General features: G+C 47.6%; 25 protein-coding genes. 13 read left to right on the plus strand and 12 right to left on the minus strand.

Annotated features, from left to right (window positions below; all coding sequences use genetic code 11):
* Positions 1 to 74: 74 nt before the first annotated feature.
* On the plus strand, positions 75 to 1049 hold the full coding sequence (locus ACFW2W_RS11935; RefSeq protein WP_378177839.1) for a cobalamin-binding protein: 975 nt from the start codon (positions 75 to 77) through the stop codon (positions 1047 to 1049).
* Here ACFW2W_RS11935 and ACFW2W_RS11940 read toward each other — a convergent pair.
* Positions 1034 to 1291, minus strand: a complete 258-nt coding sequence (locus ACFW2W_RS11940) for a hypothetical protein (protein WP_378177842.1) — start codon at positions 1289 to 1291, stop codon at positions 1034 to 1036. The two genes, ACFW2W_RS11935 and ACFW2W_RS11940, sit on opposite strands and share 16 nt — an antisense overlap.
* Before the next feature lie 303 nt (positions 1292 to 1594).
* Between ACFW2W_RS11940 and ACFW2W_RS11945 the strand changes: the two genes are divergently transcribed.
* The gene (locus ACFW2W_RS11945; RefSeq protein ID WP_378177845.1) at positions 1595 to 2704 is read left to right on the plus strand and encodes an acyltransferase family protein; all 1110 of its coding nucleotides are present in this window, start codon (positions 1595 to 1597) and stop codon (positions 2702 to 2704) included.
* Positions 2705 to 2862: 158 nt separating this feature from the next.
* On the opposite strand, the gene ACFW2W_RS11950 is transcribed toward ACFW2W_RS11945, so the two are convergent.
* Positions 2863 to 3564 carry a class I SAM-dependent methyltransferase gene (locus tag ACFW2W_RS11950; RefSeq protein WP_378177848.1) on the minus strand — a complete coding sequence of 234 codons (702 nt, stop codon included), beginning with the start codon at positions 3562 to 3564 and terminating at the stop codon, positions 2863 to 2865.
* An 82-nt stretch (positions 3565 to 3646) separates the two neighbouring features.
* Between ACFW2W_RS11950 and ACFW2W_RS11955 the strand changes: the two genes are divergently transcribed.
* Positions 3647 to 4276, plus strand: coding sequence for a class I SAM-dependent methyltransferase (locus ACFW2W_RS11955; RefSeq protein ID WP_378177851.1), 630 nt, complete (start codon positions 3647 to 3649; stop codon positions 4274 to 4276).
* Positions 4277 to 4314: 38 nt separating this feature from the next.
* Here the strand turns inward: ACFW2W_RS11955 and ACFW2W_RS11960 are convergent, their stop codons facing one another.
* Positions 4315 to 4758 carry a hypothetical protein gene (locus tag ACFW2W_RS11960; RefSeq protein WP_378177855.1) on the minus strand — a complete coding sequence of 148 codons (444 nt, stop codon included), beginning with the start codon at positions 4756 to 4758 and terminating at the stop codon, positions 4315 to 4317.
* Positions 4759 to 4907: 149 nt separating this feature from the next.
* On the opposite strand from ACFW2W_RS11960, the gene petN reads away from it, so the two are divergent.
* The gene (gene petN, locus ACFW2W_RS11965; RefSeq protein ID WP_190414712.1) at positions 4908 to 4997 is read left to right on the plus strand and encodes a cytochrome b6-f complex subunit PetN; all 90 of its coding nucleotides are present in this window, start codon (positions 4908 to 4910) and stop codon (positions 4995 to 4997) included.
* Between the two features lie 7 nt (positions 4998 to 5004).
* Positions 5005 to 5172 (plus strand): hypothetical protein, encoded by a 168-nt coding sequence (locus ACFW2W_RS11970; RefSeq protein ID WP_378177858.1) that lies wholly within the window; start codon positions 5005 to 5007, stop codon positions 5170 to 5172.
* Between the two features lie 140 nt (positions 5173 to 5312).
* On the opposite strand, the gene ACFW2W_RS11975 is transcribed toward ACFW2W_RS11970, so the two are convergent.
* Complete coding sequence (locus tag ACFW2W_RS11975; RefSeq protein ID WP_378177861.1) at positions 5313 to 5858, minus strand: GNAT family N-acetyltransferase; 546 nt, start codon at positions 5856 to 5858, stop codon at positions 5313 to 5315.
* 79 nt (positions 5859 to 5937) lie between these two features.
* Complete coding sequence (locus ACFW2W_RS11980; RefSeq protein ID WP_378177990.1) at positions 5938 to 7395, minus strand: RecQ family ATP-dependent DNA helicase; 1458 nt, start codon at positions 7393 to 7395, stop codon at positions 5938 to 5940.
* Between the two features lie 116 nt (positions 7396 to 7511).
* On the opposite strand from ACFW2W_RS11980, the gene ACFW2W_RS11985 reads away from it, so the two are divergent.
* Positions 7512 to 7817, plus strand: coding sequence for a Ycf66 family protein (locus ACFW2W_RS11985; RefSeq protein ID WP_378177864.1), 306 nt, complete (start codon positions 7512 to 7514; stop codon positions 7815 to 7817).
* A gap of 15 nt (positions 7818 to 7832) precedes the next feature.
* Positions 7833 to 8144 (plus strand): Ycf66 family protein, encoded by a 312-nt coding sequence (locus tag ACFW2W_RS11990; protein WP_378177867.1) that lies wholly within the window; start codon positions 7833 to 7835, stop codon positions 8142 to 8144.
* A gap of 169 nt (positions 8145 to 8313) precedes the next feature.
* On the opposite strand, the gene ACFW2W_RS11995 is transcribed toward ACFW2W_RS11990, so the two are convergent.
* Together ACFW2W_RS11995 and ACFW2W_RS12000 are read right to left on the minus strand one after the other, a co-directional pair.
* Entirely contained in the window at positions 8314 to 10110 is a 1797-nt protein-coding gene (locus tag ACFW2W_RS11995; RefSeq protein ID WP_378177870.1) for a serine hydrolase, read from the minus strand.
* Between the two features lie 182 nt (positions 10111 to 10292).
* On the minus strand, positions 10293 to 11126 hold the full coding sequence (locus tag ACFW2W_RS12000) for an RNA methyltransferase (protein WP_378177873.1): 834 nt from the start codon (positions 11124 to 11126) through the stop codon (positions 10293 to 10295).
* 113 nt (positions 11127 to 11239) lie between these two features.
* On the opposite strand from ACFW2W_RS12000, the gene ACFW2W_RS12005 reads away from it, so the two are divergent.
* Together ACFW2W_RS12005 and ACFW2W_RS12010 are read left to right on the plus strand one after the other, a co-directional pair.
* Positions 11240 to 11392: a DUF2256 domain-containing protein gene (locus ACFW2W_RS12005; RefSeq protein ID WP_378177993.1), complete on the plus strand. Its 153-nt coding sequence runs from the start codon at positions 11240 to 11242 to the stop codon at positions 11390 to 11392.
* Positions 11393 to 11499: 107 nt separating this feature from the next.
* A complete protein-coding gene (locus tag ACFW2W_RS12010; protein WP_378177876.1) occupies positions 11500 to 12459 on the plus strand; it encodes an isoaspartyl peptidase/L-asparaginase in 960 nt (319 codons plus the stop codon).
* A 158-nt stretch (positions 12460 to 12617) separates the two neighbouring features.
* Here ACFW2W_RS12010 and ACFW2W_RS12015 read toward each other — a convergent pair whose 3' ends face one another.
* The 4 genes from ACFW2W_RS12015 to ACFW2W_RS12030 all read right to left on the minus strand — a co-directional run bounded on the left by ACFW2W_RS12015 (position 12618) and on the right by ACFW2W_RS12030 (position 16821).
* Positions 12618 to 12947, minus strand: coding sequence for a YnfA family protein (locus ACFW2W_RS12015; RefSeq protein ID WP_378177879.1), 330 nt, complete (start codon positions 12945 to 12947; stop codon positions 12618 to 12620).
* A gap of 3 nt (positions 12948 to 12950) precedes the next feature.
* Entirely contained in the window at positions 12951 to 14330 is a 1380-nt protein-coding gene (gene glmU / locus ACFW2W_RS12020; RefSeq protein ID WP_378177881.1) for a bifunctional UDP-N-acetylglucosamine diphosphorylase/glucosamine-1-phosphate N-acetyltransferase GlmU, read from the minus strand.
* 197 nt (positions 14331 to 14527) lie between these two features.
* On the minus strand, positions 14528 to 15568 hold the full coding sequence (locus ACFW2W_RS12025) for an HD domain-containing phosphohydrolase (protein ID WP_378177884.1): 1041 nt from the start codon (positions 15566 to 15568) through the stop codon (positions 14528 to 14530).
* 365 nt (positions 15569 to 15933) lie between these two features.
* Positions 15934 to 16821, minus strand: coding sequence for a tRNA (5-methylaminomethyl-2-thiouridine)(34)-methyltransferase MnmD (locus ACFW2W_RS12030; RefSeq protein WP_378177996.1), 888 nt, complete (start codon positions 16819 to 16821; stop codon positions 15934 to 15936).
* A 468-nt stretch (positions 16822 to 17289) separates the two neighbouring features.
* On the opposite strand from ACFW2W_RS12030, the gene ACFW2W_RS12035 reads away from it, so the two are divergent.
* The 4 genes from ACFW2W_RS12035 (at position 17290) to ACFW2W_RS12050 (ending at position 21567) form a co-directional block, all read left to right on the plus strand.
* Entirely contained in the window at positions 17290 to 18135 is an 846-nt protein-coding gene (locus ACFW2W_RS12035) for a sulfurtransferase (protein WP_378177887.1), read from the plus strand.
* Positions 18136 to 18449: 314 nt separating this feature from the next.
* Positions 18450 to 18971 (plus strand): NYN domain-containing protein, encoded by a 522-nt coding sequence (locus tag ACFW2W_RS12040; protein ID WP_378177890.1) that lies wholly within the window; start codon positions 18450 to 18452, stop codon positions 18969 to 18971.
* A 96-nt stretch (positions 18972 to 19067) separates the two neighbouring features.
* Positions 19068 to 20678 (plus strand): 2-isopropylmalate synthase, encoded by a 1611-nt coding sequence (locus tag ACFW2W_RS12045; protein WP_378177893.1) that lies wholly within the window; start codon positions 19068 to 19070, stop codon positions 20676 to 20678.
* A 94-nt stretch (positions 20679 to 20772) separates the two neighbouring features.
* The gene (locus tag ACFW2W_RS12050) at positions 20773 to 21567 is read left to right on the plus strand and encodes a class I SAM-dependent methyltransferase (RefSeq protein WP_378177896.1); all 795 of its coding nucleotides are present in this window, start codon (positions 20773 to 20775) and stop codon (positions 21565 to 21567) included.
* Positions 21568 to 21742: 175 nt separating this feature from the next.
* Here the strand turns inward: ACFW2W_RS12050 and obgE are convergent, their stop codons facing one another.
* The gene (obgE, locus tag ACFW2W_RS12055; protein ID WP_378177899.1) at positions 21743 to 22762 is read right to left on the minus strand and encodes a GTPase ObgE; all 1020 of its coding nucleotides are present in this window, start codon (positions 22760 to 22762) and stop codon (positions 21743 to 21745) included.
* Positions 22763 to 22777: the final 15 nt, after the last annotated feature.

The raw sequence follows: 22777 nt of genomic DNA on the forward strand, positions 1-22777 counted from the left end.
GTGCCGTTCTGGAACTGTTTGATAGAAAGAATTGATGATGAGTTCTAGAGAAAAGTTGTTGTGGAGTTGGATAAGTGACTCATTCAAACCTAAAAATTGTGTCTCTAATTCCCAGTGCTACCGAAATTTTAGCGATCTTGGGGCTAACTGATGCGATTGTCGGGCGATCGCATGAATGCGACTATCCAAAAGAAATCCAAAATTTGCCCGTCTGCACCCAGCCCAAATTTAACCCCGAAGGCACCAGTCCGGAAATTCACGATCGCGTTACGGATTTGTTGCAATCTGCTCTCAGTGTTTATCAAGTCAAAACCGACGTTCTGGAACAGCTGCAACCCACCCACATTTTGACTCAGGCTCAGTGTGAAGTCTGTGCCGTCAGCCTCTCAGAAGTCGAGCAAGCGGTTGCTACGCTTACGCGCAGTCAGCCGCAGATTATTTCCTTACAGCCTAATTTTTTAAGCGATGTCTGGGCAGATATTCAACGAGTCGCCGACGCCTTGGGTGTCGCAGCGCCACCCGTGCTGGCTAGTTTACAGTCTCGCATCGACGCTTGCGTGCAAAAGACGCCAGCACTTACCTCTCATCCTCCCCTTACTAAGGGGGGGCTAGGGGGGGATCGTCCTACTGTTGCCTGTATCGAGTGGATCGATCCTCTGATGGCAGCGGGAAATTGGATTCCCGAATTAGTCAAAATGGCTGGAGGTCTATCTCTATTCGGCGTTGAGGGTGAACATTCTCCTTGGTTGAAGTGGGAAGCGATCGCATCCTCTGACCCCACTGTCATCATCTTCATGCCCTGTGGCTTCGATTTAAACCGCACTCGCTCTGAAGCAATGCCGCTACTCCAACGTCCCGAATGGCAAAGCTTGCAAGCCATACAAACCGGCAGAGTTTACATCACCGATGGCAACGCCTACTTCAACCGTCCCGGTCCCCGCTTGGTAGATTCCCTGGAAATTTTAGCCGAAATTCTGCATCCCGAAAGCTTCCACTTTGGATACGAGGGTACTGGCTGGGAGTGCTTATTGGGTCATTCCCCGTTATAGGACTGAGGACTGAGGGCTGAGGGCTGAGGAGTGAGGAGTGAGGAGTGAGGACTGAGGACTGAGGAGTGAGGAGTGAGGACTGAGGAGTGAGGGCTGAGGACTGAGGAGTGAGGAGTGAGGAGTGAGGACTGAGGACTGAGGGCTGAGGGCTGAGGGCTGAGGGCTGAGGGCTGAGGGCTGAGGACTGAGGTCTGAGGGCTGAGAGGGTACTGGATGGGAGTGCTTATTGGGTCATTCCACATTCCACGTTATAGGCGTCATACTTTCTTCACAAAAAAATCTATCTTTGGGCTGACCTCGGTCTACTATCCAGAGGAAGATAGTAGTTTAAGAGTGCTGATACCTAAAGATGTGTCTGTCTACATCTAGCTGAAGGTTGATTTTTTTGTCTGACTCGCTGCGGAACTTGCAAAGAAGTTGCACGTAGCAGCCGAAATATCGCGTTTCTGTAGTCTTTACGGAAGCCATATCCTTCACTTGATAAAACAGGCATCGCTGGTTCCATTAATCATGCAGCACTGCAATTAAGGGGAACTACCAAGATTATGAAGCCTGTCGAAGAATTACAAATTTTACCAACTAAGCCGGAATTATCAAGCAGTAGACTTGACTGGATTGATTATGCCAAAGGCATCGGCATCATTTTAGTTGTCTATGTCCATGTTTTAACAAACCTCAAAAATGCTGGAATGGGAATGCATGATTTATTTCATGATTACTCTTTTAATTTTATTTCTAGCTTTCATATGCCACTTTTCTTTTTTCTTTCCGGTTTATTTGTAGAAAAAAGCTTATTGAAAGGTAAGAAAAAATTTTGGTGGGATAAATTTAATACAATTGTTTATCCCTACTTACTTTGGTCTGTTATCCAAGGTAGTATTTTGGTTTTGATGTCAGCTTATACTAATAATCCCATCAAATTGCAGTTTAAAGATTTACCATTTTACATTGCTTTTAACCCCATTCCTCTGATTACCCTTTGGTTTTTATATGCTTTATTTGCTGCTTATATAGTCTTTGTGGTTGCTCAAAAATTTATCAATATATATATTTTGCTTTCTTTCTCTATTTTAATTTACTTGCTGAATCCTTATGCGCCCAGCGAAATTCTCACTAAATTTATGAGTATGTTTGTGTTTTTCGTCATTGGGGCAATTGTGGCACGCTGGTTGCAGAATGACTTGAGAAATATTCCGAGTACCTTGCTTAAATTGAACAAGCAGCAAATCGGCGCGATCGCGCTGATATTTGTAATTTTTCAAATGACCATTTTGCACTTTGGTTTAAGCGAACAACCAGGAACTAGATTTTTCATGGCATCTGGAGGAATCATATTTATCTTAGGAATGTCCTTCTACTTGGCGGAAATAAAAAAATTAGATATTCTTCGCTACCTAGGTTTTTTATCGATGCCCATCTATTTAGCTCATATGTTAGCAATGGGAGCAACTAGAATCTTCCTACAAAAAGGTCTTCACATCAATCATGTGGTTTTACATATCATTCTGCTAACTTTTTTCAGTTTGATATTACCAATCCTGTTATACGAACTAACAAAAAAGATAAAATTTCCTTACCTATTTTCCCTGAGTAAACGTTCAGCCCTATCCTCAGCAATTTTGGCATATAAACGCACTCAAGCATTACAGCAGTAAGATGAGCAATGCCCACCTCGATACTTATGATTGTTAACCTCTTCCCTCGCCGGATAGGAGCTATAAACTTTCCCTTATAATTAACAATAATTGTAGGTTGGGTTTCGTACCTCAACCCAACCTACTAGCTTTAACCGAACCGTATTGGGATTGAAAGCTTATCCTACAAAACCGCCAAACACGGCTAAACCGTAATACTTCCAAGGAACAGCCACTGTACCAAACCCAGCAATTGTCAGCATTTCCAGGTGGGAGGTTAGAGTCGCTAATTGATCTTGACCGGAGTAACCTTGAGGATTACTCTTACCAATTTTGTCGCGAATTTCTGCCAGCGTTGTTCCTTGCTGCAATGTCCATTCTTCTCGCGCCGTTTGGTAAATTTCCTGCATCGCCGGTGATTCCGGTAGGATGGGATCTGCGTTCCAAAAGACACCGCCTGGGTTGAGGCTTTCACGAATCCGCTGAAATAATTTCAACTTCATTTCGTGAGTGAGATGGTGAATTGCCAGGGATGAGATACAGGCATCAAAGCTTTCTCCCAGCTCCAGCGCATGATTCGCCCAGTCCCCGAAGTCGGCTTCAATTCCCGTCCACTCTGCATAGCCTGCTGCGTGGAGTTTTTTTTGTGCAAACTGGATCATCCGAGGAGAGTAATCTACGGCAACCAGTTGGGCATCAGGGCAGCGCTTGAGTATCTTTAAACTGAGTTCGCCGGTGCCGCAGCCGAGTTCTAGGATAGTTTTGGTTGTAGAGGGTAGACAACGGGCGATCGCATCCAGCATTTCGTCATAGCGTGGCAACAGCTGGCGAATCCCAGTGTCAAAATCAGCGGTGTTGGCGAATACTTCTCCAGGAAACATAATTTAAACCACAGAGGTACAGAGAACACGCAGGAAATAGAGAATACTAAGATTCTATTAGCTTTGAGCAAGGCGAAGGATTGTGCAGGAACACGAGCAACTGACAATTGCCGAGTACCAAGCGGCGGCGGAAGCTTTCCGGGAGGGAACTTGGGATCACGATGTTTCCCAAAATCGGGATGCCTTGGTAGCGGCGATGCCTAGAAATCCAGGTAAAATCCTCGATCTAGGCTGTGGTCCCGGACGCGACTTGCTGGCATTCAAACGTCAGGGGCATACTGCAATTGGCTTGGATGCAACGCCTGCGTTTGTGGAAATGGCACGAACGTGGGGTTGTGAGGTTTGGCAGCAGTCGTTTTTCAATCTTGACCTGCCGCCAGAAACATTTGATGGGATTTTTGCGAATGCATCGCTACTTCACGTTCCTCATGCCCAAATGGTGAAGGTGCTGAAGGATTTGCATCAAGCGCTGGTTCCTGGCGGTGCAATTATTATCTCTATTTGTCGTGGAGATAGCGAGGGCTATAGCGTTCGTCCAACCGGCTATCGCTTTGTTTCTGGGTGGGAATATGAAACTTTGGCACCCTGTCTAGAACAAGCTGATTTTGAGATTCTCCACCACTACTATCGTCCCCCAGGATTGCCCTGTGAAGCTCAATCTTGGCTGGTGATGGTGGCGAGGAAGAAATTAAAAATTCAAATCAGCGGTTGACCGAAATATGATGTATGGGCAACCAGAGTTTGAGGAATTTAGCTTGACTTAAATGGTTTTACCCAGCCTAGCTGAATTGTCCAGTCGAGGAGGAGACGAGCGATCGCAAACAGCAAAATACTCTCTCCTCCCAGAATCCCAAACGACCAGAAGGCATCGGGAAAATTCAACCCAACCTCCACTTGCCCTAATCCCCGCACCAACCCAAAGGCAAACACTGCGCCAGTCTTGAGGTGCGGGTTGCGGTCTTCCCGAATAATATAGCGGTAAGTGACGCCAAAGAGAAAGCCACTCAAAGCAGCGATCGCCACACTCACCAGAAAGTGAACGCCATTGGTGACTTTCAGATTGGCAAGTGTCTCAAACTGCTCCGACAGCACGAGAATATTGCTCAGAGTAGCAATGCCATAACCCAGGAAAAAAGACAAAGCAGCAACAGTTCCTGCCTTGATAGATTCTATTCGCTCAAGCCGATCGACCATCTCGTGCAATATCCTGTGAAAATCGCTCCTAGTTCAGTTAAAGGTTTTCTTGGCACACTCGTCATTAGCCGAGGTCTGCCATAGATGCCTCAAATTGAATTATGATAGGCGCTGGAGTGATGCGTGGGCATTTATCTTTACATACAACTATGGATATTTTGACGCTGGGTTGGGTTTCAGTTTTGGTTCTGTTTACTTGGTCGATTTCAATGGTCATTTGGGGTCGTAACGGTTTCTAAAAGCATCGTGGAAATTTCTGTCCTGACTGTTCTAGCTTTTTCTACCTTCGCCCTGTTGATGGTGGTTTCTGGGGGTATCGTCTATCTGACAGCGATAGAATGGCGCGATCGCCGTCGTCAAGATCGGGAGAAGCGAGAGAATAAGCCCTCTCGTCGTCGCTCAACTAAAGTTTAGGGTCTAGAAAAGGCAAAAGTAAAAATTGTTTCTTTTGCCTTTTGCCTTTTGCTTTTTGCTGCCTACCCGCAAGCGGCAAGGGGTTGGGGGTGAAGTTCTTTTATGATGGGCAATTATACACATTTGATATTAGCCCGGTGTTATTCAACTATCGCCTCCCATTCCTGCTTCAAGATGCCGTATACGAGCGTGTCATGCCACCGTCCTCGGATGCTGACATGCTCTCGCAACCGACCTTCTTGGCTCATACCAAGCTTCTGGGCCAATGATACCGCCCCTCTATTTTCAGCGATACAGTGTGCGTAAATGCGATGCAGACCAAGCTCTGTAAAGCCAAAGTGTAGTAGCAGGCGACCCATTTCAGCGGGATAATTTCGGCCCCAGTGTTCGGGAGCCAATTCACACCCAATCTCTGCTTCTGGGGCATCGCGATCGCTTTTGCGGATACCGCAATTACCAATCAGTCCGTCCTGTCTCCGTAGAGCGACTGCCCACTGATACCTCCATCGGGGCTTTTCCTGCTGCCACAGGAGGAAGCGATTAACGAAGGCACGAGCGTCTGCCTCAGTGCGTCCGACCTCTGGATAAAAGCGTTGATATGCTGCGGTGGATTGATATGCTAAAACGGCAGACCAGTCGGCTTCCGTAAATTCGCGCAGCAGCAGACGATGAGTTTGAACAAGCATGACTCAATTCCGAAGTTAAAACCAACTTCATCTTCAACGTTACTCACAGGGGGTTAACGACTGATACAGATTCCTAAGATTAGCGTCGAGCGCAATTATCGCAGTGTCCGCATCGCCAGCCAGCTGCCTCTTGGGTGAAGCCAAAAGCCTGTAACAAAAACTGCCAGCGACACTGTCGCGTGTTCAGGTATTGAGCCATCTGAGACTGCACTTGCTGCTGCTGGGTACTGAGTTCGCCAAAAGAGCGAGATTTCCCGACCGAACGCCGAACATAATGGAAGGGATCTTGCCACTCCAATTGTCCGGCACTGTGGAGGAGGGCGAGAGCTACTTCCCCGTCTCGAAACTGCTTCGCTATGGCGGCTACTTCCCCCTGTGGCGGGAGTTTGGATGCAAGTTGCTGGGCGTCTCGGTATTGCGATCGCATCTTTCCGGCAAAAAATTCCCGTCTTTGCTTATCCTCCGGGTTCAGCCACCCCGTCGGTTCGCTCACCAAGGTTAGTGCTTCAGATAATTTACCATCTCGTCCGGCTCTCCCCACTTCCTGCACGTACTCGGAAAGCAGCAAAGGCGAGTGGAAGTGAACTACCCACCTGACATTAGACTTGTTAATCCCCATGCCGAAGGCGCAGGTACACACAACAAAAGGCATTTTATCACTCAGCCAATTCGCTTCAATCGAGCGGCGTTCCTCTGGACTCAGCCCCGCGTGATAAGCTGCTGTTGCATAACCGCGATCGCTAAGCAACTGAGTTAATTGTTCGCTATCTCGCCTGGTGCGGACGTAGACTAACCCTGCTTGTTTTGGTCTTTCCTGAATAAACTTGAATAACCCTTGGCGGCGTCCTCTGGGTGTCCAAATAGTTTGCACTTTGAGGTGTAGATTTTGCCGATATGGGCTATTTTTGAAAACCGCTGGCTGTTGGAGTTGTAAGACTTGTTGGATGGTTTGCTGCGCTGAGGGATCGGCGGTGGCGGTGAAGGCTGCGATCGCTATTTTTGTCCCAGCTGGCTTTAATTTTAGCAGCGCCGGTCGTATCGCGCCCAGTCGTCGATAAGTTGGTCGAAATGTCTCTCCCCACTGCACTAAGCAATGCGCTTCATCTAGAATTAACCCGTTAATTTTTAGTTTTGGTTGACACAACTTTTCCCAAACTTGGGCACTCAGCAGCGTTTCTGGGGATAAGTACAATAATCTCAAATGTTCTAGAGTTTGCAGCGTTTGCCGTCGCTGGTGAGTCGGTACTTCGCTATGCAACAAGGCAGCGGGTAAATTGCGATCGCGCAACTCTTGCACTTGATTTTCCATCAGCGCCACCAGGGGCGAAATCACTAGCGTGAGTCCCGTTTGCAGTAGCGCTGGAAGTTGAAAACAAATCGACTTTCCCCCGCCAGTTGGCATCACAATTAGGGCATCTTTCTTTTGCAACAAGCTGCGAATAATTTCTCCCTGTGGAGGTCTAAAATCATCGTATCCCCAGATTTTTTTAAAGGCGTCGCGGACTTCTTGCCAGGATGTTGTTTCAGAATTATTCATCATTAGTATGTAGATGCGATCGCTTCTAGTGTCTGCTCTTGGCAATAAGATATGTTAAGCTCTAGCACAATACGGCGTAGTCTATTTTAACTTTTCTTTTAGAAGGAGTGCGATTAATGGTAAATTACGGTTTAAATTTAGGCTCGTTACTCGGTTTAATGTATTGGATTATCGGTTTAATTTACCCGATTATCACTATTATTTTAATAATTAAACGTTCAAGGCAGATGAGTGCTTTGTTCGTAATTCTTTATGTTGTTCAAATCGTACTTTTACCAATATTAATGTTCTTGTATGGCTTTATTTTATTATTTCAAGGTTGGCGTTTAGACCCAATCCTTCAATTTGAACAATTTCTTTTAACTGTGGTGATTATTTGCATGATTATCAAAGATATTTCTAGCGATCTTATTGAAAATTAGAAAAAGGTTTATGAAATGATCAACTTTGGTTTAAATTCAGCATCTTTTTTAGGTTTGTTTTATATTATTCTGGCTATAAGCCACCTGATTTTAATTAGAGGTGCAGTATCCAGACGAACAAATAACTTGAGTGCTTCAGCTTTAAAATTACATAAAGTTCTATCGGCAATTATAGAGCCTTCGCTGATCGTTTCCGGAATAATTTTAATTTTGCAAGGTTGGCGTTTAGACCCAATTTTACAATTTGGGCAATTTCTTTTATTTCTATTAATCCTTTATATGATGATGAAAGATATGGTAATTGAGCGGATAGAGCGACGCAGATAAATTAACGAGATCGTCCGGTGAAAGAGTGCTAATAGCAAATATACGCCCACAGGCTAGAAGCCTGGGGCTAGAAGAACGAAGCCTGCCTTCGCAGGCTTTATATTAGCCTGCGAAGGCAGGCTTTGTTTGTTTAGCCGCGACTTTAGTCGTCGGACATTTTTACTAATTACTAATTAGCAAAAGTGGTAGGATTTTCAGCCGTAACAGACTTAGGAATTGGGCTGGAGATTCCTGAAGGCGCTACCGTCGAACTGGGTGGTGTTGCCGGTTGACTGAAGTGTTGGTAAGCTGCACGAGATATCTGGCGAATCAACTCTGAGGCGCTACCGTCATTGTGGGGGCGTTGCACCATCACAGCGGCAATGTAGCGCTTGCCAGTGGGCATATCAATTAAACCAACGTCAGCGATCGCAGAGCCGATATCGCCGGTTTTGTGGGCGATGCTAGCACCTTTCCCCAGTCCTCGTGGCAGCAACGAATCTGTCACCGTTTGTTGCATGATATGCAAGATGCGATCGCGCGATGGCACCGACACCACATTCCCTTGATTGACCATTGCCATCACCGTCGCCAACTCTTTAGGACTGGTGGTGTTCGTTCCTTCCAAGTCGGGCAGGGCGTTGTGGATGACGGTTGTCGTCAATCCCCAAGATTGGAACCGCTGATTCAGCGCCTCAACACCGCCCAGACGATGAATCAGCATATTCGTAGCGGTGTTGTCACTGATCGCAATCATCTTGGTTGCCACCTCTAGGGCGGTGTACTTCGTCCCTAGTTTTTTGTACTGCAAATCGCCAGAACCAGAACCAATCAGATTTTTCTCTAGCGTTAACGGTTCATCCAGACGAATTTTTCCAGCATCCACATCTTGGAAAAAGGCGACGAGAATTGGCACCTTAATTGTGCTAGCGGCTGGGAAGGTTTCGTTACCAGACCAGTCGAGATAGGCACCTGTATCCAACTCTACTAAAAAGACTCCTGGATTTAATTTGGAATTTTGCGTCACCAGCGCCTGTACCTGTGCTTTCAACGATGGGATTTCTTGATTCAGCGTCAGGACGGAAGTACCCGCCGCCGTACCCATCGCCGTGTCAGATTGGGCAGGTGATTTTTGTCCTGGCGCTTTACCAATCGCCCCAACTGCTGACTGCTGAAGGAGGACTGACTCCTTGTTAGCAGCGCCTGCCATCTGGCGGGTAGCCGGGTCCCAAGCGGATAAAACAGTTCCAGCGATCGCGCCAATTCCCACCCCCAAGATGAGCAGACGGGCACCGTACAGCCAAGGAGAAACCGGGCGTCCAGGCGATCGCGTCCGGCGCTGAGGTGAAGTTCCCCCGCCCTTATGGGTGCCTGCGGGCTGGGAAGGAGGGCGTTTCTGAAAGCGTCTCACATTCCCCTGTGACGGGACTGGGTAAGGGCGCGCTGCCTCGCCCAGACTTAGATTGAGTATCGAACCGCCTTGACGCGAGCGATCGCGACGGCTTGTTTGGGGCAGTGGTGCTTCTATCCGCTGTCTTCCACGATTCACATCGGAACCGAACTGCGAGGGTGTCCTAGTTGGCGTGGTGGATCTCAAGGAACGATTGGGAGCGGAATTTGACTGCACTCGCGGCGACAGACTGGCACCGGAGGACTTTCGAGTGCGTAGCGACGGGGAAGATTTCTTTTGTTCTGTCTTCAGGGGCGCATTTCTCAAACCGAAACCCGTCCTTGCTGAACTTTGACCCTTTCCTCGCGGCGTCGCAGTCGCTTCACGGCTCACGCTCAAGGGCGTAGTTTTGAGTGCCTCGCGTCGATTCTGCGACGCGGGTTGTCTTTTTTGTTGCCCCCGTCGACGTTCGCGGATGTCAGAACGATTGTGTTGGTTCGGTGAGGACGAATTGTTTGGGCTTTGCCCATTATCTTTAAACGTACTTCCTCCTGATACCGCTGACACAACTGACTGAGTTTCAGACTGCTGAGTCACTCCTAACTCCTCCACCACTATGGTTATTGTTAATTGTTAGCTGTTAATAAAGAGTGACTAACCACTGTATTGGCTCAGCCTTGGCTTTACTTTTCCAGGGTCTATCACTTGCATCAGGGAACGAATGCTTTTGCGTATAGCAACACCGCTAACGCTACCGTTCCTACCAACTTTTGCTTATTTTATGGTGCGTCTTGCTGTTCTGGTTCATTAGCAACAGAATGTGGCAGAAATTGTAGCGCCCAGTCCATCTGGCTGAAAATGCCTCGGAGCATTGCCACTTCTGCTTTGGTGGGATTGGCTCGGTTGAACAGACGCCGGAATTTTTCCATACGGCTGCTGGCGGTGTGGGGATAGAGATAACCCATTTTTAATAACACGGCTTCCATCTGTTGATAATATCCATCCAAGACTTCTAATGGGGCAGGGTCAATTGTCAGTTGTGGGTTGTCAGTTGGTACGGGCATGGCAGTTCCGTGCCCGTACAGTTGATTGGCAGTGATTTGCGGCTGACTGCTGAGTGCTGACCAATTTTGGTAAAGCTCGTAACAACAAATGCCAACTGCTTGAGCCAGATTTAAAGAAGGATACTCCGGATTGGTGGTAATGCGTACAAATCGCTGAGCATAGTTTAATTCCACATTACTTAACCCTCGATCTTCTGGGCCAAAGATCAAGGCTGATGGTAGCGGTTCTTCCAGCAACCAAGGTAAAGCGATTCTGGGATTTTCCAGCGGCGTTTCTAACGTTCGGGGGCGGGTAGTGGTGGCGATCGCTTTCACGCACCCTTGTAATGCCTCTGGGATCGTCGCTACTACCTGAGCCGATTCCAGTAAGTCTAAGGCATGAACTGCCATATCCGTTGCTTCTTTCGAGAGGCGATCGCATTGGGGATTCACCAGCACCAACTGCCGCAATCCCATATTTTTCATCGCGCGAGCCACAGAACCTACATTCAGCGGACCTGCTGGCTCTACCAATACAATCCGCACCCTAGCTAATCTAATCTCATCCATGACTGAAATTAATAAAATAGTCTAAAAGCGCATCTCTCTATGGGCGGACATAATTACCATATTTCCGATCTATTTCGTAAAATTGAATATTGGCAATGTATCGTCAAATTAACATGAAGCGCGATCGCTCCAAGTCCGACTTACCCAGCAAAATTTGCCCGGTATGTCAACGTCCCTTCACCTGGCGTAAAAAATGGGCAGATTGTTGGGATGATGTGAAATACTGTTCGGAGCGCTGTCGCCGTCGCCGCACCCAAGCCAATTAGCACTCGGCACCCCAAGTTTAGATTTTGGATGCCTGGATTGAAAACATCGCCAATCTGAAATCAAGGCTGAGTACTGGTATTTATTAAAAATTACAAAGGATTGAAATATGTCAGTGAATCAGGTGCAACCCAAGGTGATTATTCACGGTGGTGCCGGTAGCGCCCTCAAAAGTCAAGAGGGGGCTGACGCAGTCCGCAAGTCACTCTACAAAGTAGTGGAAGAAGTTTATACCCTGCTGTTGGCAGGAGCAACTGCCCAAGCAGCAGTGGTGCATGGTTGTCACTTGATGGAGGACGATCCTCGCTTTAATGCGGGAACAGGTTCGGTACTGCAATCAGATGGTCAAATTCGCATGAGTGCCTCGTTGATGGATGGGACAACTCAGCGATTGAGCGGCGTGATTAATGTATCGCGCGTCCAACATCCCATTGATCTGGCCCAAGCTTTACAAGCTTCTCCCGATCGCGTGCTATCAGATTACGGGTCGGCAGAACTCGTGCGGGAATTGCAGGTTCCGATTTACAATCCGATGATCGAGATTCGCTTGCAGGAGTGGCTGCAAGAGCGGAGCGAGAATTTTATTAAAGAAGCTGCTGGGGTTGTGGCTGAAAAAGAGCTGGTGGATGACCCAGAGGCTGGACGCGGCACGATTGGAGTCGTGGTTCTGGACACTCAGGGAAATTTAGCCGCAGGCACTTCGACGGGAGGCAAGGGTTTTGAGCGGATTGGTCGAGTCAGCGATTCGGCAATGCCTGCGGGGAACTACGCGACCGCTGAAGCGGCGATTAGCTGTACCGGGATTGGAGAAGACATTATTGATGAATGTCTGGCGGCGCGGATTGTGGTGCGGGTGACGGATGGTTTGTCCCTTGCAGATGCGTTTGAGCGCTCCTTTACCGAAGCGCGTGGGCGTCAGCGGGATTTTGGGGCGATTGGGATTGATGCAACCGGAGCGATCGCGTTTGGGAAAACTAGCGAAGTCCTCCTCGCCGCTTTTCACACTGGCGAACAGATGGGCGACACCCTGGAATGGACGGGTGACACCCTATCCGGCTTTATTTCTTAACCACCAAGTCACTCTAGCGTAGCCATGCGCTCTCTTCGCTATAGACACCAAGGAAACACGAAGTTCTCTATCTTGGTGTCTTATGGGTTCAAAAAAACACTCCCAGAATTTATGGGTGGAGTATTCTGACTCCTGAATTGTGTGTTCTGAATTCTGGATTAACTTCTCGGTGCATACATAACTATCAACACGCCAAGTAGAGCCATCCAACCTCCTAACAGGTCAAATTTGTCTGGAGCTATCTTATCAACTTGCCATCCCCAAAGAATAGAAAGAACAATGAAGACACCTCCATAAGCTGCATAAACTCGCCCAAAATTGGCTTGTTGCAGCGTCGGAATGATTCCATAGAGAATCAGCGCGATCGCTCCTAAGAAAGCAAACCAAATACTCTGATTTTCCCGCAGCCAAAGCCATATCAGATATCCTCCACCTATTTCGCATAACCCGGCTAAGACGAAATAGAATACAGACTTGATAATTGCCACTATTTACTCCTGCTGGGGTTTTAACCGCCAGCCCTTTCTGACAATTTGACGGGCACGGGCAATCACCAAAGAATCATCTGGAACGTCTCTTGTGACCACAGAACCGGCGGCAACCGTTACGTCTTCTCCCAGTGTCACCGGCGCAACCAGAACGCTGTTGGAGCCGGTTTTCGTGCGATCGCCTATTTTGGTACGATGCTTCTTCACGCCGTCATAATTGGCAGTAATTGTACCCGCCCCAATGTTCACTTGATTCCCTAAAGTGGCATCGCCTAAATAGGACAGATGGGCAGCATTAGTGCGATCGCCCAAGGTGCTATTTTTCAGTTCCACAAAATTTCCGATGCGGCAAGATTCCCCGACTTCTACATGACCGCGCAAATGGGCGTAGGGACCAATCCGGGTGCCATTTTTAACCACACTGTCAGTCACCACGGAATAAAGCACCGTCACATTTTCCCCAATCTGGCTATTTTCAATCAAGCTACCAGGGCCAATGCGACTCCCGGACGCGATCGCGGTATTTCCCCGCAGATGAGTTTGCGGTTCGATCGTGACATCCGGTTGCAACTGTACCGTATCATCAATTGCGATCGTGTCTGGACTGACTAGAGTCACACCTGCCGCCATCCAAGCATCCTTGACTCGCTCTTGTAAAATCTCGTAAGCATGGCTAAGTTGTTTGCGGTCGTTAATTCCCAGAATTTCCTGGTAATCCTCCACATCCACAGCCATCACCGGCTCCATGAATTTAACCGCATCGGTCAGATAGTATTCCTGCTGGTCATTGTTCGCCACCAGTTGCGGCAATACTTTTTCCAGTTGCGGCCAATTGAAGCAGTAAACACCGGCGTTAATCCGGCGATTTTGCTTTTGAGCAGGCGTGCAGTCCCGGTCTTCTACAATCTCTTTAACTAGATTTTGACCATTACAAAAAACCCGCCCATAGCCTTTGGGATTTGGCATTTGGGCGGTGAGAAGGGTGGCGGCGTTCTGATGCTCTTGGTGAGTTTCCAGCAGATTTTTGAGGGTTTGCGATCGCAACAAAGGAACATCCCCATTTAAAACCAGCAAATCGCCGGTGAAGCCTTCTAAATGGGGGAGTAATTGCTGGACGGCATGACCCGTGCCCAACTGCTGGGTTTGTTCGACAAACTCCAAATCGGGAAGTGGGGGCAATCGATCGATCACCTCTACCAAGGCGTCTTGGATGCGATCGCCTTGATACCCAACGATGACGAGGCACCGCGATGGTTCGACTTCAGACAGACTATGGAGAACCCGTTCGACAAGCGATCGCCCTCCCAAGGAATGTAAGACCTTGGGCAGATCCGATTTCATCCGCGTTCCACGTCCTGCTGCAAGAATTGCTACTGCTACCATATTCAGCTTTTCGCGTTATCAGACCAGCTACAAGAATAAAGGTTGAAGCTTGAACCCGGAAAGAGCGTTCGTGGTTCTTTCTGGGTGAAACATTGGCACAATCAGCCGACGCCAGCATCCGACTAATTTTTGAGTCAAGGTGATAGCGAAGCGCAGAAAAAGTCAGTTCGCGCGCGCGCCGACAAGTCGGTTCGCCCCTACACGGCTTCTGGCAGCGCCTCAGCGAGGTGAGCCGATTGAATAAACTCAGTAAACTTCTCTACTAATTGAGGATTTCTCCAACCTTTTGCCGTTTCTTCTGCAAAAATTTCTAAGGCTTCTGTCGATGTAAACGCCCGTTTGTAGGGACGTTCGCTTCTCAGGGCATCATAGATATCAATAATTTGAAAAACCTGCGCCAGATAGGGAATCTCCTCTTTAGCCAAACCATCGGGATAACCCGTTCCATCCCAGCGTTCGTGGTGATGGCGAATAATTGGAATGACGCCCCGCATGGTTCGCAGTGGCTTACAAATTCTCTCACCAATCACGACGTGCTGCTTCATAATTACCCATTCTTCGTCGTTGAGTTTCCCTGTCTTGAGCAGCACGGCGTCGGGAATGCCCACTTTACCAATGTCATGGAGATAACCTCCCCACATCAAATCCCGAACTTGGTTGCGAGAAAGATTCAGAAATTCACCAAAGGCTTTACCCATGTCCACCAGTCGTCCGCAGTGATCGCCAGTCACGGGATCGCGGCTTTCGACGCTGCGGGCGATCGAGAACAGGACTTGTTCGGCGTGATCCAGGTCTTCATTCAAGCGCTTTTGCTGGACGAGAGATCGGACTCTGGCAGAGAGTTCTAAGCGATCGAAGGGTTTGGTCAGAAAATCATCTCCACCCGCTTCAATGCCCAGAATGCGCGATCGCCTGTCATTTAGCGCCGTGATGAAAACTACCGGGGTCAGGCGGGTTTGTTCGTCTTGTTTTAACTTCCGACACACCTCAAACCCATCCATCCCCGGCATCATTACATCCAGTAGAATTAAATCTGGGTTGCACTCGACCACACGCTTCAATGCATCTGGCCCACTTTCTGCCTCCAAAACTTCGTAGCCTTCCACCGACAGCAGTGCTACCGCCGTCATGCGGCTGGAGGGATGATCGTCAACAACCAGAATTTTGGGCAACTCCGAATCTAGAAAGTTCACTGAAGAAAACCTTGTTTGAGAAGCAGCGGTTGATAAATTGAGCATGATTTACAACATAAATTTGTTTTTAGTATGAGCGAATAGCTTAATCCTGAAATCGGGTTTTTCACGGATATTCACAGTACCCATGCGAAATCTTGATTGCAGCTTCACTCTTCAAACATGAAAGTGTAGATTTAATCTTCCGATCGCCTACAAAATTTTAGGGATTTTCTGGATGTCCGGGGTCTGTCAAGCCCTTCTAAAAAGTTAATAATATTTCACTTGAGCGGTTGCAAAGAATGCTACGATTATACACCGCAGTTTGGAAGCCGACAAAGTGGGCGATCGCATTGAATCCCAATCGGGGACTGAAATAGCCAGCACTGTTTGCAAGCAGAGGTTTCCTCTAAAGCACGATTCTTGTGGAGCTATTGAATTCCGAGCCGGGATGGAAATAACCAACGCTTTTTCCAATGAGAGGTTGGCTCTAAAGCACTGGCTTGTCGATCGATTTGACGACGCTGCAAGATCGCATCAGCGGGGTCACACAGATGAGGATCGCGGTAGGGAATGGCAGCTTGCGAATGCAAATGCTCTTGTTCTTGTACTGAAAGTGCCGCTAAATCTAGGGTTGTGAAACTGGCGACCGTTCCAGGCGATCGCCTTCCCACGGGTACTGTTGCGCCAATTTGTAACCCTGCTGCCATCAGGGCAGTCCGCACCGCCGCCGCACAAGAATAAGTGGCAAGTCTGCCATCGGGTTTTAAGCACTTGGCAACCCAGCCAAGAAACTCCACCGTCCACAGTTGCGGACATCGGGGGGGTGAAAAAGGATCGAGAAAAATCGCATCTGCCCGGAAGTTTGAGTGATATACCTGCTGAATCGTTGCTCTGGCATCTCCCACGATTAGCTGAGCATTGAGGCGTTCGGTCTGAACTTTGCCAGAAGTGGCTAGCTGGTGGAAAATTGGGGCGTGTTCTGGGCTCCAGTGGTTCAGGAGATGGTGCGCGATCGCTGCTTTTGGCACCGCTACATCTAATTCTAGCCCCACCCACTCCACCCGACAATTCGGATTCACTGCCCAAATTGTTTCCAAAGCCGCTGCCGTGTTGTAACCAAGACCGTAACAAATATCCAACAAATGTAATATTGGTTGCTGTGCTTTCTGCCTGAGTTGAGTGGGTTCGACAAACTTAAGTTCGGCTTCCTTCTTCGCACCCTGCTGACTATGAAAAGTTTCGCCAAACTCTTCTGAAAAGAAGGTGAATGAGCCATCAGCGGTTAGTTGGGGTGTAAAGATACCTATGTCTTGCATTTGGCAGATAAAACCCATAGTTTGTTTCCTAGTTTAGAGATTTACCTTATAGATTAATTGGGCGTAAATTTTCTAACTTTCTATCCGAGCGCCGTTTCCAGTTGTTGGAAATCCTGCGTAATTTAGCCGAAAAAATCGTCATACTGTTTTTCTGGAAAAATTGATGCTTGTTGTGAGCGGGTAATACCATTTGGGTGATGAGGCGCTACAGAAACGATTCCCCAACAGGGCTTAAAAAGGGGGCTAAGAAGTCTTATACGTTGCAAACAAAAAACAAAATGGTATAACAGATGAATTCATTAAAAAAAATGGGGAGGGTAGTGAAGGTGTGTCTAACTACATAAAAGATATATTTTAGCCAGGAAGGAGAGTAAATTGAGCATACTGCCCCACTCGGTATCGGCAACTACAGATGCGATCGCTCCCTGAAGACTTGTACACTGTTTTTGATTGCAGAGAGTCAAGTCAATGACCGATACCCCTTTTGTCGTTTCCGCCCAGTGGCTTTCCGAACACCTGAACGTTAGCGCAGCGGCTCTTGCGGAGCTTTTGCAAGTTGTAGTAGTGGATTGTCGCTTTTCCCTTGCCGATCCGGAATTGGGACACCAGCAGTATCTCACCAGTCACATTCCCGGTGCCCACTATCTGGATCTCAACAAAGACCTTTCTGCACCCGTAGGACAGCATGGGGGAAGACATCCCTTGCCCAATCCAGATGAGTTAGCGAATAAGTTAGCAGCGATTGGGGTGAATTGTCAGGAAACCTTGGTTGTCGCCTACGATGATTCCCGGTTTGCCTTTGCTGCACGTCTCTGGTGGCTGCTGCGCTACCTGGGGCACGATCGCGTGGCTTTGTTAGACGGCGGCTTTTCGGGATGGCAGAGAGAGGAATATCCCGTTACAGACACCCGTACAACGCCTCAGATGGGCAAGTTTGTGCCTCAGGTGCGACAAGACTGGGTGGTAGATATTGAAACCGTCAAAGCCAGAAAAGACTTGCCTGGGGTGGTACTGGTAGATTCGCGGGAAGGCGATCGCTATCGAGGCGAACGAGAACCCATTGACCCGATCGCCGGTCATATCCCCGGAGCCGTAAACTATTCTTGGCAGGAAGTATCGAGTAGCCAATCTTACCTACGACCGATGACGGAACAACGCGAACGATGGGTAGGCTTAGAACAAGCTGAGGAGGTTTTAGTCTACTGCGGTTCTGGCGTCACCGCCTGCGTTAATCTATTGTCTTTGGAAATAGCCGGACTTCAGACTGGCAAGCTATATGCTGGTAGTTGGAGTGATTGGTGTTCCTACCTGTAAATACTATAAAGGCAGTGCCTAAATGCTTGCCCTAACTATAAGATAGTGCCCACTAGGACAGTAACAGAGTCCTCAACTAAGGTAGAGTTTAAAGAAGAAGTTATGTTTGACTTTATCAGTGCTGTTCCCCTTTTTAGACTTTAATCGCCGATTTTGCCCTGAAAACCCCCTGAATGCCAGTGTGGTTTGGGTACGGAAAGATAAAAAAGAATTGGGATTGCACTAAAGTACTTATGAATAACTATTCGTAACAAATTGCTAGAATAAATCATTCCGCTTAAATTCTTTCCTACAAATTTTAGGTCTTAGTTTCTATGGCTTGCTTAATGAACCGTCTTTCTATTTTTGTAGACGGGAACAATATGTTCTACGCTCAACAAAAAAATGGTTGGTTTTTCGATCCTAGACGAGTATTGGAGTACTTCAGAAAGGAACAGCCAGATACAAATCTGATCAATGCCTTCTGGTACACCGGGCTAAAAGATCCACAGGATCAGCGGGGATTTCGAGACGCACTAATTAGCCTGGGATACACCGTCCGCACGAAAATTCTTAAAGAATATTACGATGACACTTCCGGGCGCTATTCGCAAAAGGCAAACTTAGATATTGAAATTGTTGTCGATATGTTTAATACAGTAGAGCAGTACGACCGGGTAATTTTATTCAGTGGAGATGGGGATTTTGAACGAGCCATCGAATTGTTACGTTCTAAAAATACACATATTACAGTAGTGTCTACTGAAGGAATGATAGCTAGAGAGCTGAGAAATGCAACAGACCGCTACATAGACCTGAACGAAATTCGGGAATTTATTGAAAAAACTGAATATTAGCCCTCAAACCTTAGTTTTTTTGGCTATAACTAATTAGCAAGAACTAATGACTAACGGCTAATGAATCAAAGTTGAAAGATGTGTTTTTTTTGACCTATGAAAGTTCAACCTAACCAAGACCGGATTATTATTTTCGATACGACCCTTCGAGATGGGGAACAGTGTCCAGGCGCGACTCTGAATGTAGACGAAAAGCTGAGTATTGCGCGACAATTGGCTCGTTTGGGCGTGGATGTGATTGAAGCGGGTTTCGCTTATGCTAGCCCAGGAGATTTCGAGGCAATTCAGAAAATTGCGAAGACAGTAGGGACACAAGAGGGTCCCGTTATCTGTAGTTTGGCAAGAGCGATCAAAGCAGATATTGAAGCCGCCGCAGAATCGCTAAAACCGGCGGTAAAGGGTAGGATTCACACATTTATATCGACATCTGATATTCACTTAGAATATCAGCTAAGAAAGACAAGGGCTGAAGTGTTAGCGATCGCAGAAGAAATGGTCGCCTACGCTAAATCCTTCATGGATGATGTAGAATTCTCCCCAATGGATGCCGCTCGCTCCGATCCAGATTTCCTCTACCAAGTTTTAGAGCGGACGATTGCAGCGGGTGCCAAAACCGTCAATATTCCCGATACAGTTGGTTACATGACTCCCAGTGAGTTTGGTGACTTAATTAAGGGAATTAAAGAGAACGTGCCGAATATTGACCAAGCAATCATTTCCGTACACGGTCATAATGACTTAGGCTTGGCGGTTGCCAACTTCTTGGAAGCCGTGAAAAATGGCGCACTACAGCTAGAATGCACCATCAACGGCATTGGCGAAAGAGCGGGGAATGCGTCGCTGGAAGAATTGGTGATGGCACTCCACGTCCGGCGTCAGTATTACAATCCATTTTTAGGACGCCCAGCAGACTCAGAAGAACCCCTCACGAATATTGATACAAAGCAGATTTACAAAACATCCCGGTTAGTTTCTAACTTAACAGGGATGTTGGTGCAGCCAAATAAAGCAATTGTGGGCGCAAATGCCTTTGCACACGAGTCTGGCATTCACCAAGATGGGGTGCTGAAAAACAAGCTCACCTACGAAATAATGGATGCCCAATCTATCGGCTTAACCGATAATCAGATTGTACTGGGCAAACATTCCGGTCGCCATGCCTTTAGCGCTCGACTGAAAGAATTGGGATTTGAACTATCAGAAAGCGAGTTAAATAAAGCCTTTCTGAAGTTCAAAGACTTAGCGGATAAAAAGAAAGAAATCACCGATTGGGATTTGGAAGCGATCGCTAACGATGAAATCCAACAAGCCCCAGAACTTTTCCGCTTAGAATTGGTGCAAGTATCTTGCGGTAGCAACTCCCAGCCTACCGCAACCGTAACACTTCGCACTCCTGCCGGAGTTGAACTCACAGACGCCGCTATTGGTACGGGACCCGTAGATGCCGTTTATAAAGCAATCAATCGCGTCGTCAACGTCCCCAACCAACTGATTGAATTTTCCGTTCAATCTGTAACCGCTGGAATTGACGCCATCGGAGAAGTCACGATTCGCCTACGGCACCACGATCGAGTATTCTCCGGTCATGCTGCCAACACCGATATCATCGTCGCCTCCGCCCAAGCCTATGTCAACGCCCTGAATCGGTTGTATGCTGCCTTGGAAAAAGAAGAGACGCGCTCAGCCGTAATTTCTCAAAAAGTATAAAACGCAAACAGCAACAGAGGTACGCAAAGTGAGATTATCCTTTGCGTACCGAGAGTGCTTACCTTTGCGTACCGAGAGCGTTTAATTCTTAATCATGGATATTTTTGACAAAGAGAAAAAATTCCACGATCAATGGGCATCCACCATTGATGTAGATGGAATCAAAGTTAAAGATTATTTTGAAGCTTGTACTGCCCCTGAAAACCGTTTCATCCTCAGAAAACTGGGAGATATCAGAGGCAAAAGGCTTCTCGATTTAGGGTGTGGTGCTGGAGAAAATAGCGTTTACTTTGCCAAAAAAGGGGCGCTGTGCGTGGCATCTGACTACTCTCCTGGCATGGTGGAAGTAGCGCTGCAACTGGCAGTGAGGAACGGCGTCGAGATTGAGGGGCGAACCATGAATGCGATCGCTCTCGACTGTCCTGATAATAGCTTCGATATCGTCTACGCCTCGAATTTGTTGCACCATTTGCCAAACCCGAAACTCGCAATTCGGGAAATGCACCGGGTTCTTAAACCAGGTGGAAAAGCTTGTTTTTGGGACCCCCTGAAACACAATCCAGTCATTAATGTGTACCGGCGGATTGCTACGAAAGTGCGAACTGAAGATGAAACGCCGCTGGATATTAATATTGTAAATTTTGTAAAATCCCAGTTTTCAGAAACGTCTTACGATACGTTTTGGTTGGCGACGCTGTGGATTTTTTTACGCTTCTATTTGATTGAAAAAATCGATCCAAATCAGGAGCGTTACTGGAAGAAAATTATTATTGAACATGAAAGATTAGCACCTAATTATCAACGGTTAGAGAAGATGGATGCAGGTTTGAAAAAGATTCCTTTAATGAAGCGTTTTGCCTGGAATCTTGCTGTAGTCGCAACGAAATGATCTGCACTTCTAAGGTAAACGAAAGGTGGGATTAATTAATCTTGTAGGGGGAGCATCCCGATGACAGCAAATATACGCCCACAGGCTTCTAGCCTGGGGCTAAACAAACAAAGCCTGCCTTCGGCAGGCTTTGTTTGTTTAGCCGCGAATGCGAGTCGTCGGACATTTTTACTTTCTAATTATTAATGGTTGCTAGTTCATCCAGTTGAGCGAGGGTTTGCCAAACTTCCTGTAACATTGGGTCTAGTCCAATCCGAGCAACTGCTGAAATCAGGAAAACTGGTGCATGACTTAACTGACGAAGCTGTTGCGCGATCGCTTCCACATCATTATCTGGATCGATCGCATCCACCTTGCTCAGTGCCACAATTTGCGGACGATCTGCCAGTCCCCGACCGTAAGAGTGCAACTCTTGCTGTATGGTTTGATACGCGCCGATGGGATCTTCGCTGGTCGCATCAATCAAGTGCAGCAGTAATCGGGTGCGCTCGATATGACGCAAAAAGTCGTGTCCCAACCCGGCACCCGTATGGGCACCCTCAATTAAACCAGGAATATCAGCAAATACAGTGCCGTCGCCGCTGGGTTTGCGTACCACACCCAAATTCGGCACCAACGTTGTAAAAGGATAATCTGCTACCTTCGGTCGTGCCGCTGAAATCGCCGAAATCAGCGTAGACTTACCGGCATTGGGTAAACCAATAATCCCCACCTCAGCTAAGAGCTTCAATTCCAAACGCAACTGCCGTTTTTCACCTGGCAACCCGTCTAAAGCATAATCCGGCGCTCGATTCCGGTTGCTCAGGAAGTGCTGATTTCCCAGCCCTCCCTTGCCACCCTGAGCCACACAGAAAGTTTGCCCTGTCTCGACCAAATCGCCCAACAACTCATCCGTTTCGGCATCATAAACCATCGTGCCACGGGGAATATGAATCACGCGATCGCGCCCCGCTGCACCCGTGCGATTATTTGGCCCTCCGCGCGAACCATCTTCAGCCTTGAAACGATGGGTATACTTGAAGTCCAGCAAGGTTTGCAAATTCTCAACCACCTCTAGAATCAGCGAACCACCGCGACCGCCATTTCCCCCGGATGGTCCCCCAGCTGGCACATATTTTTCCCGTCGAAAAGCGACAATTCCATCGCCGCCTTTCCCAGCCTCAACTTCAACTTCTACCTGATCGATAAATTGCATAAATTTCCTTTGCTA

The organism is Coleofasciculus sp. H7-2, assembly GCF_042747725.1.
Taxonomy (GTDB): domain Bacteria; phylum Cyanobacteriota; class Cyanobacteriia; order Cyanobacteriales; family FACHB-T130; genus FACHB-T130.

What these genes read in the sequence shown, in the direction of transcription:
- ACFW2W_RS11940 (WP_378177842.1), bottom strand. Translation starts at nt 1,291, where the DNA reads ATGTGGAATGACCCAATAAGCACTCCCATCCAGTACCCTCTCAGCCCT.
- ACFW2W_RS11945 (WP_378177845.1), top strand. Translation starts at nt 1,595, where the DNA reads ATGAAGCCTGTCGAAGAATTACAAATTTTACCAACTAAGCCGGAATTA.
- ACFW2W_RS11950 (WP_378177848.1), bottom strand. Translation starts at nt 3,564, where the DNA reads ATGTTTCCTGGAGAAGTATTCGCCAACACCGCTGATTTTGACACTGGG.
- ACFW2W_RS11960 (WP_378177855.1), bottom strand. Translation starts at nt 4,758, where the DNA reads ATGGTCGATCGGCTTGAGCGAATAGAATCTATCAAGGCAGGAACTGTT.
- petN (WP_190414712.1), top strand. Translation starts at nt 4,908, where the DNA reads ATGGATATTTTGACGCTGGGTTGGGTTTCAGTTTTGGTTCTGTTTACT.
- ACFW2W_RS11975 (WP_378177861.1), bottom strand. Translation starts at nt 5,858, where the DNA reads ATGCTTGTTCAAACTCATCGTCTGCTGCTGCGCGAATTTACGGAAGCC.
- ACFW2W_RS11980 (WP_378177990.1), bottom strand. Translation starts at nt 7,395, where the DNA reads ATGAATAATTCTGAAACAACATCCTGGCAAGAAGTCCGCGACGCCTTT.
- ACFW2W_RS11985 (WP_378177864.1), top strand. Translation starts at nt 7,512, where the DNA reads ATGGTAAATTACGGTTTAAATTTAGGCTCGTTACTCGGTTTAATGTAT.
- ACFW2W_RS11990 (WP_378177867.1), top strand. Translation starts at nt 7,833, where the DNA reads ATGATCAACTTTGGTTTAAATTCAGCATCTTTTTTAGGTTTGTTTTAT.
- ACFW2W_RS12000 (WP_378177873.1), bottom strand. Translation starts at nt 11,126, where the DNA reads ATGGATGAGATTAGATTAGCTAGGGTGCGGATTGTATTGGTAGAGCCA.
- ACFW2W_RS12005 (WP_378177993.1), top strand. Translation starts at nt 11,240, where the DNA reads ATGAAGCGCGATCGCTCCAAGTCCGACTTACCCAGCAAAATTTGCCCG.
- ACFW2W_RS12010 (WP_378177876.1), top strand. Translation starts at nt 11,500, where the DNA reads ATGTCAGTGAATCAGGTGCAACCCAAGGTGATTATTCACGGTGGTGCC.
- glmU (WP_378177881.1), bottom strand. Translation starts at nt 14,330, where the DNA reads ATGGTAGCAGTAGCAATTCTTGCAGCAGGACGTGGAACGCGGATGAAA.
- ACFW2W_RS12025 (WP_378177884.1), bottom strand. Translation starts at nt 15,568, where the DNA reads ATGCTCAATTTATCAACCGCTGCTTCTCAAACAAGGTTTTCTTCAGTG.
- ACFW2W_RS12030 (WP_378177996.1), bottom strand. Translation starts at nt 16,821, where the DNA reads ATGCAAGACATAGGTATCTTTACACCCCAACTAACCGCTGATGGCTCA.
- ACFW2W_RS12035 (WP_378177887.1), top strand. Translation starts at nt 17,290, where the DNA reads ATGACCGATACCCCTTTTGTCGTTTCCGCCCAGTGGCTTTCCGAACAC.
- ACFW2W_RS12040 (WP_378177890.1), top strand. Translation starts at nt 18,450, where the DNA reads ATGGCTTGCTTAATGAACCGTCTTTCTATTTTTGTAGACGGGAACAAT.
- ACFW2W_RS12045 (WP_378177893.1), top strand. Translation starts at nt 19,068, where the DNA reads ATGAAAGTTCAACCTAACCAAGACCGGATTATTATTTTCGATACGACC.
- ACFW2W_RS12050 (WP_378177896.1), top strand. Translation starts at nt 20,773, where the DNA reads ATGGATATTTTTGACAAAGAGAAAAAATTCCACGATCAATGGGCATCC.
- obgE (WP_378177899.1), bottom strand. Translation starts at nt 22,762, where the DNA reads ATGCAATTTATCGATCAGGTAGAAGTTGAAGTTGAGGCTGGGAAAGGC.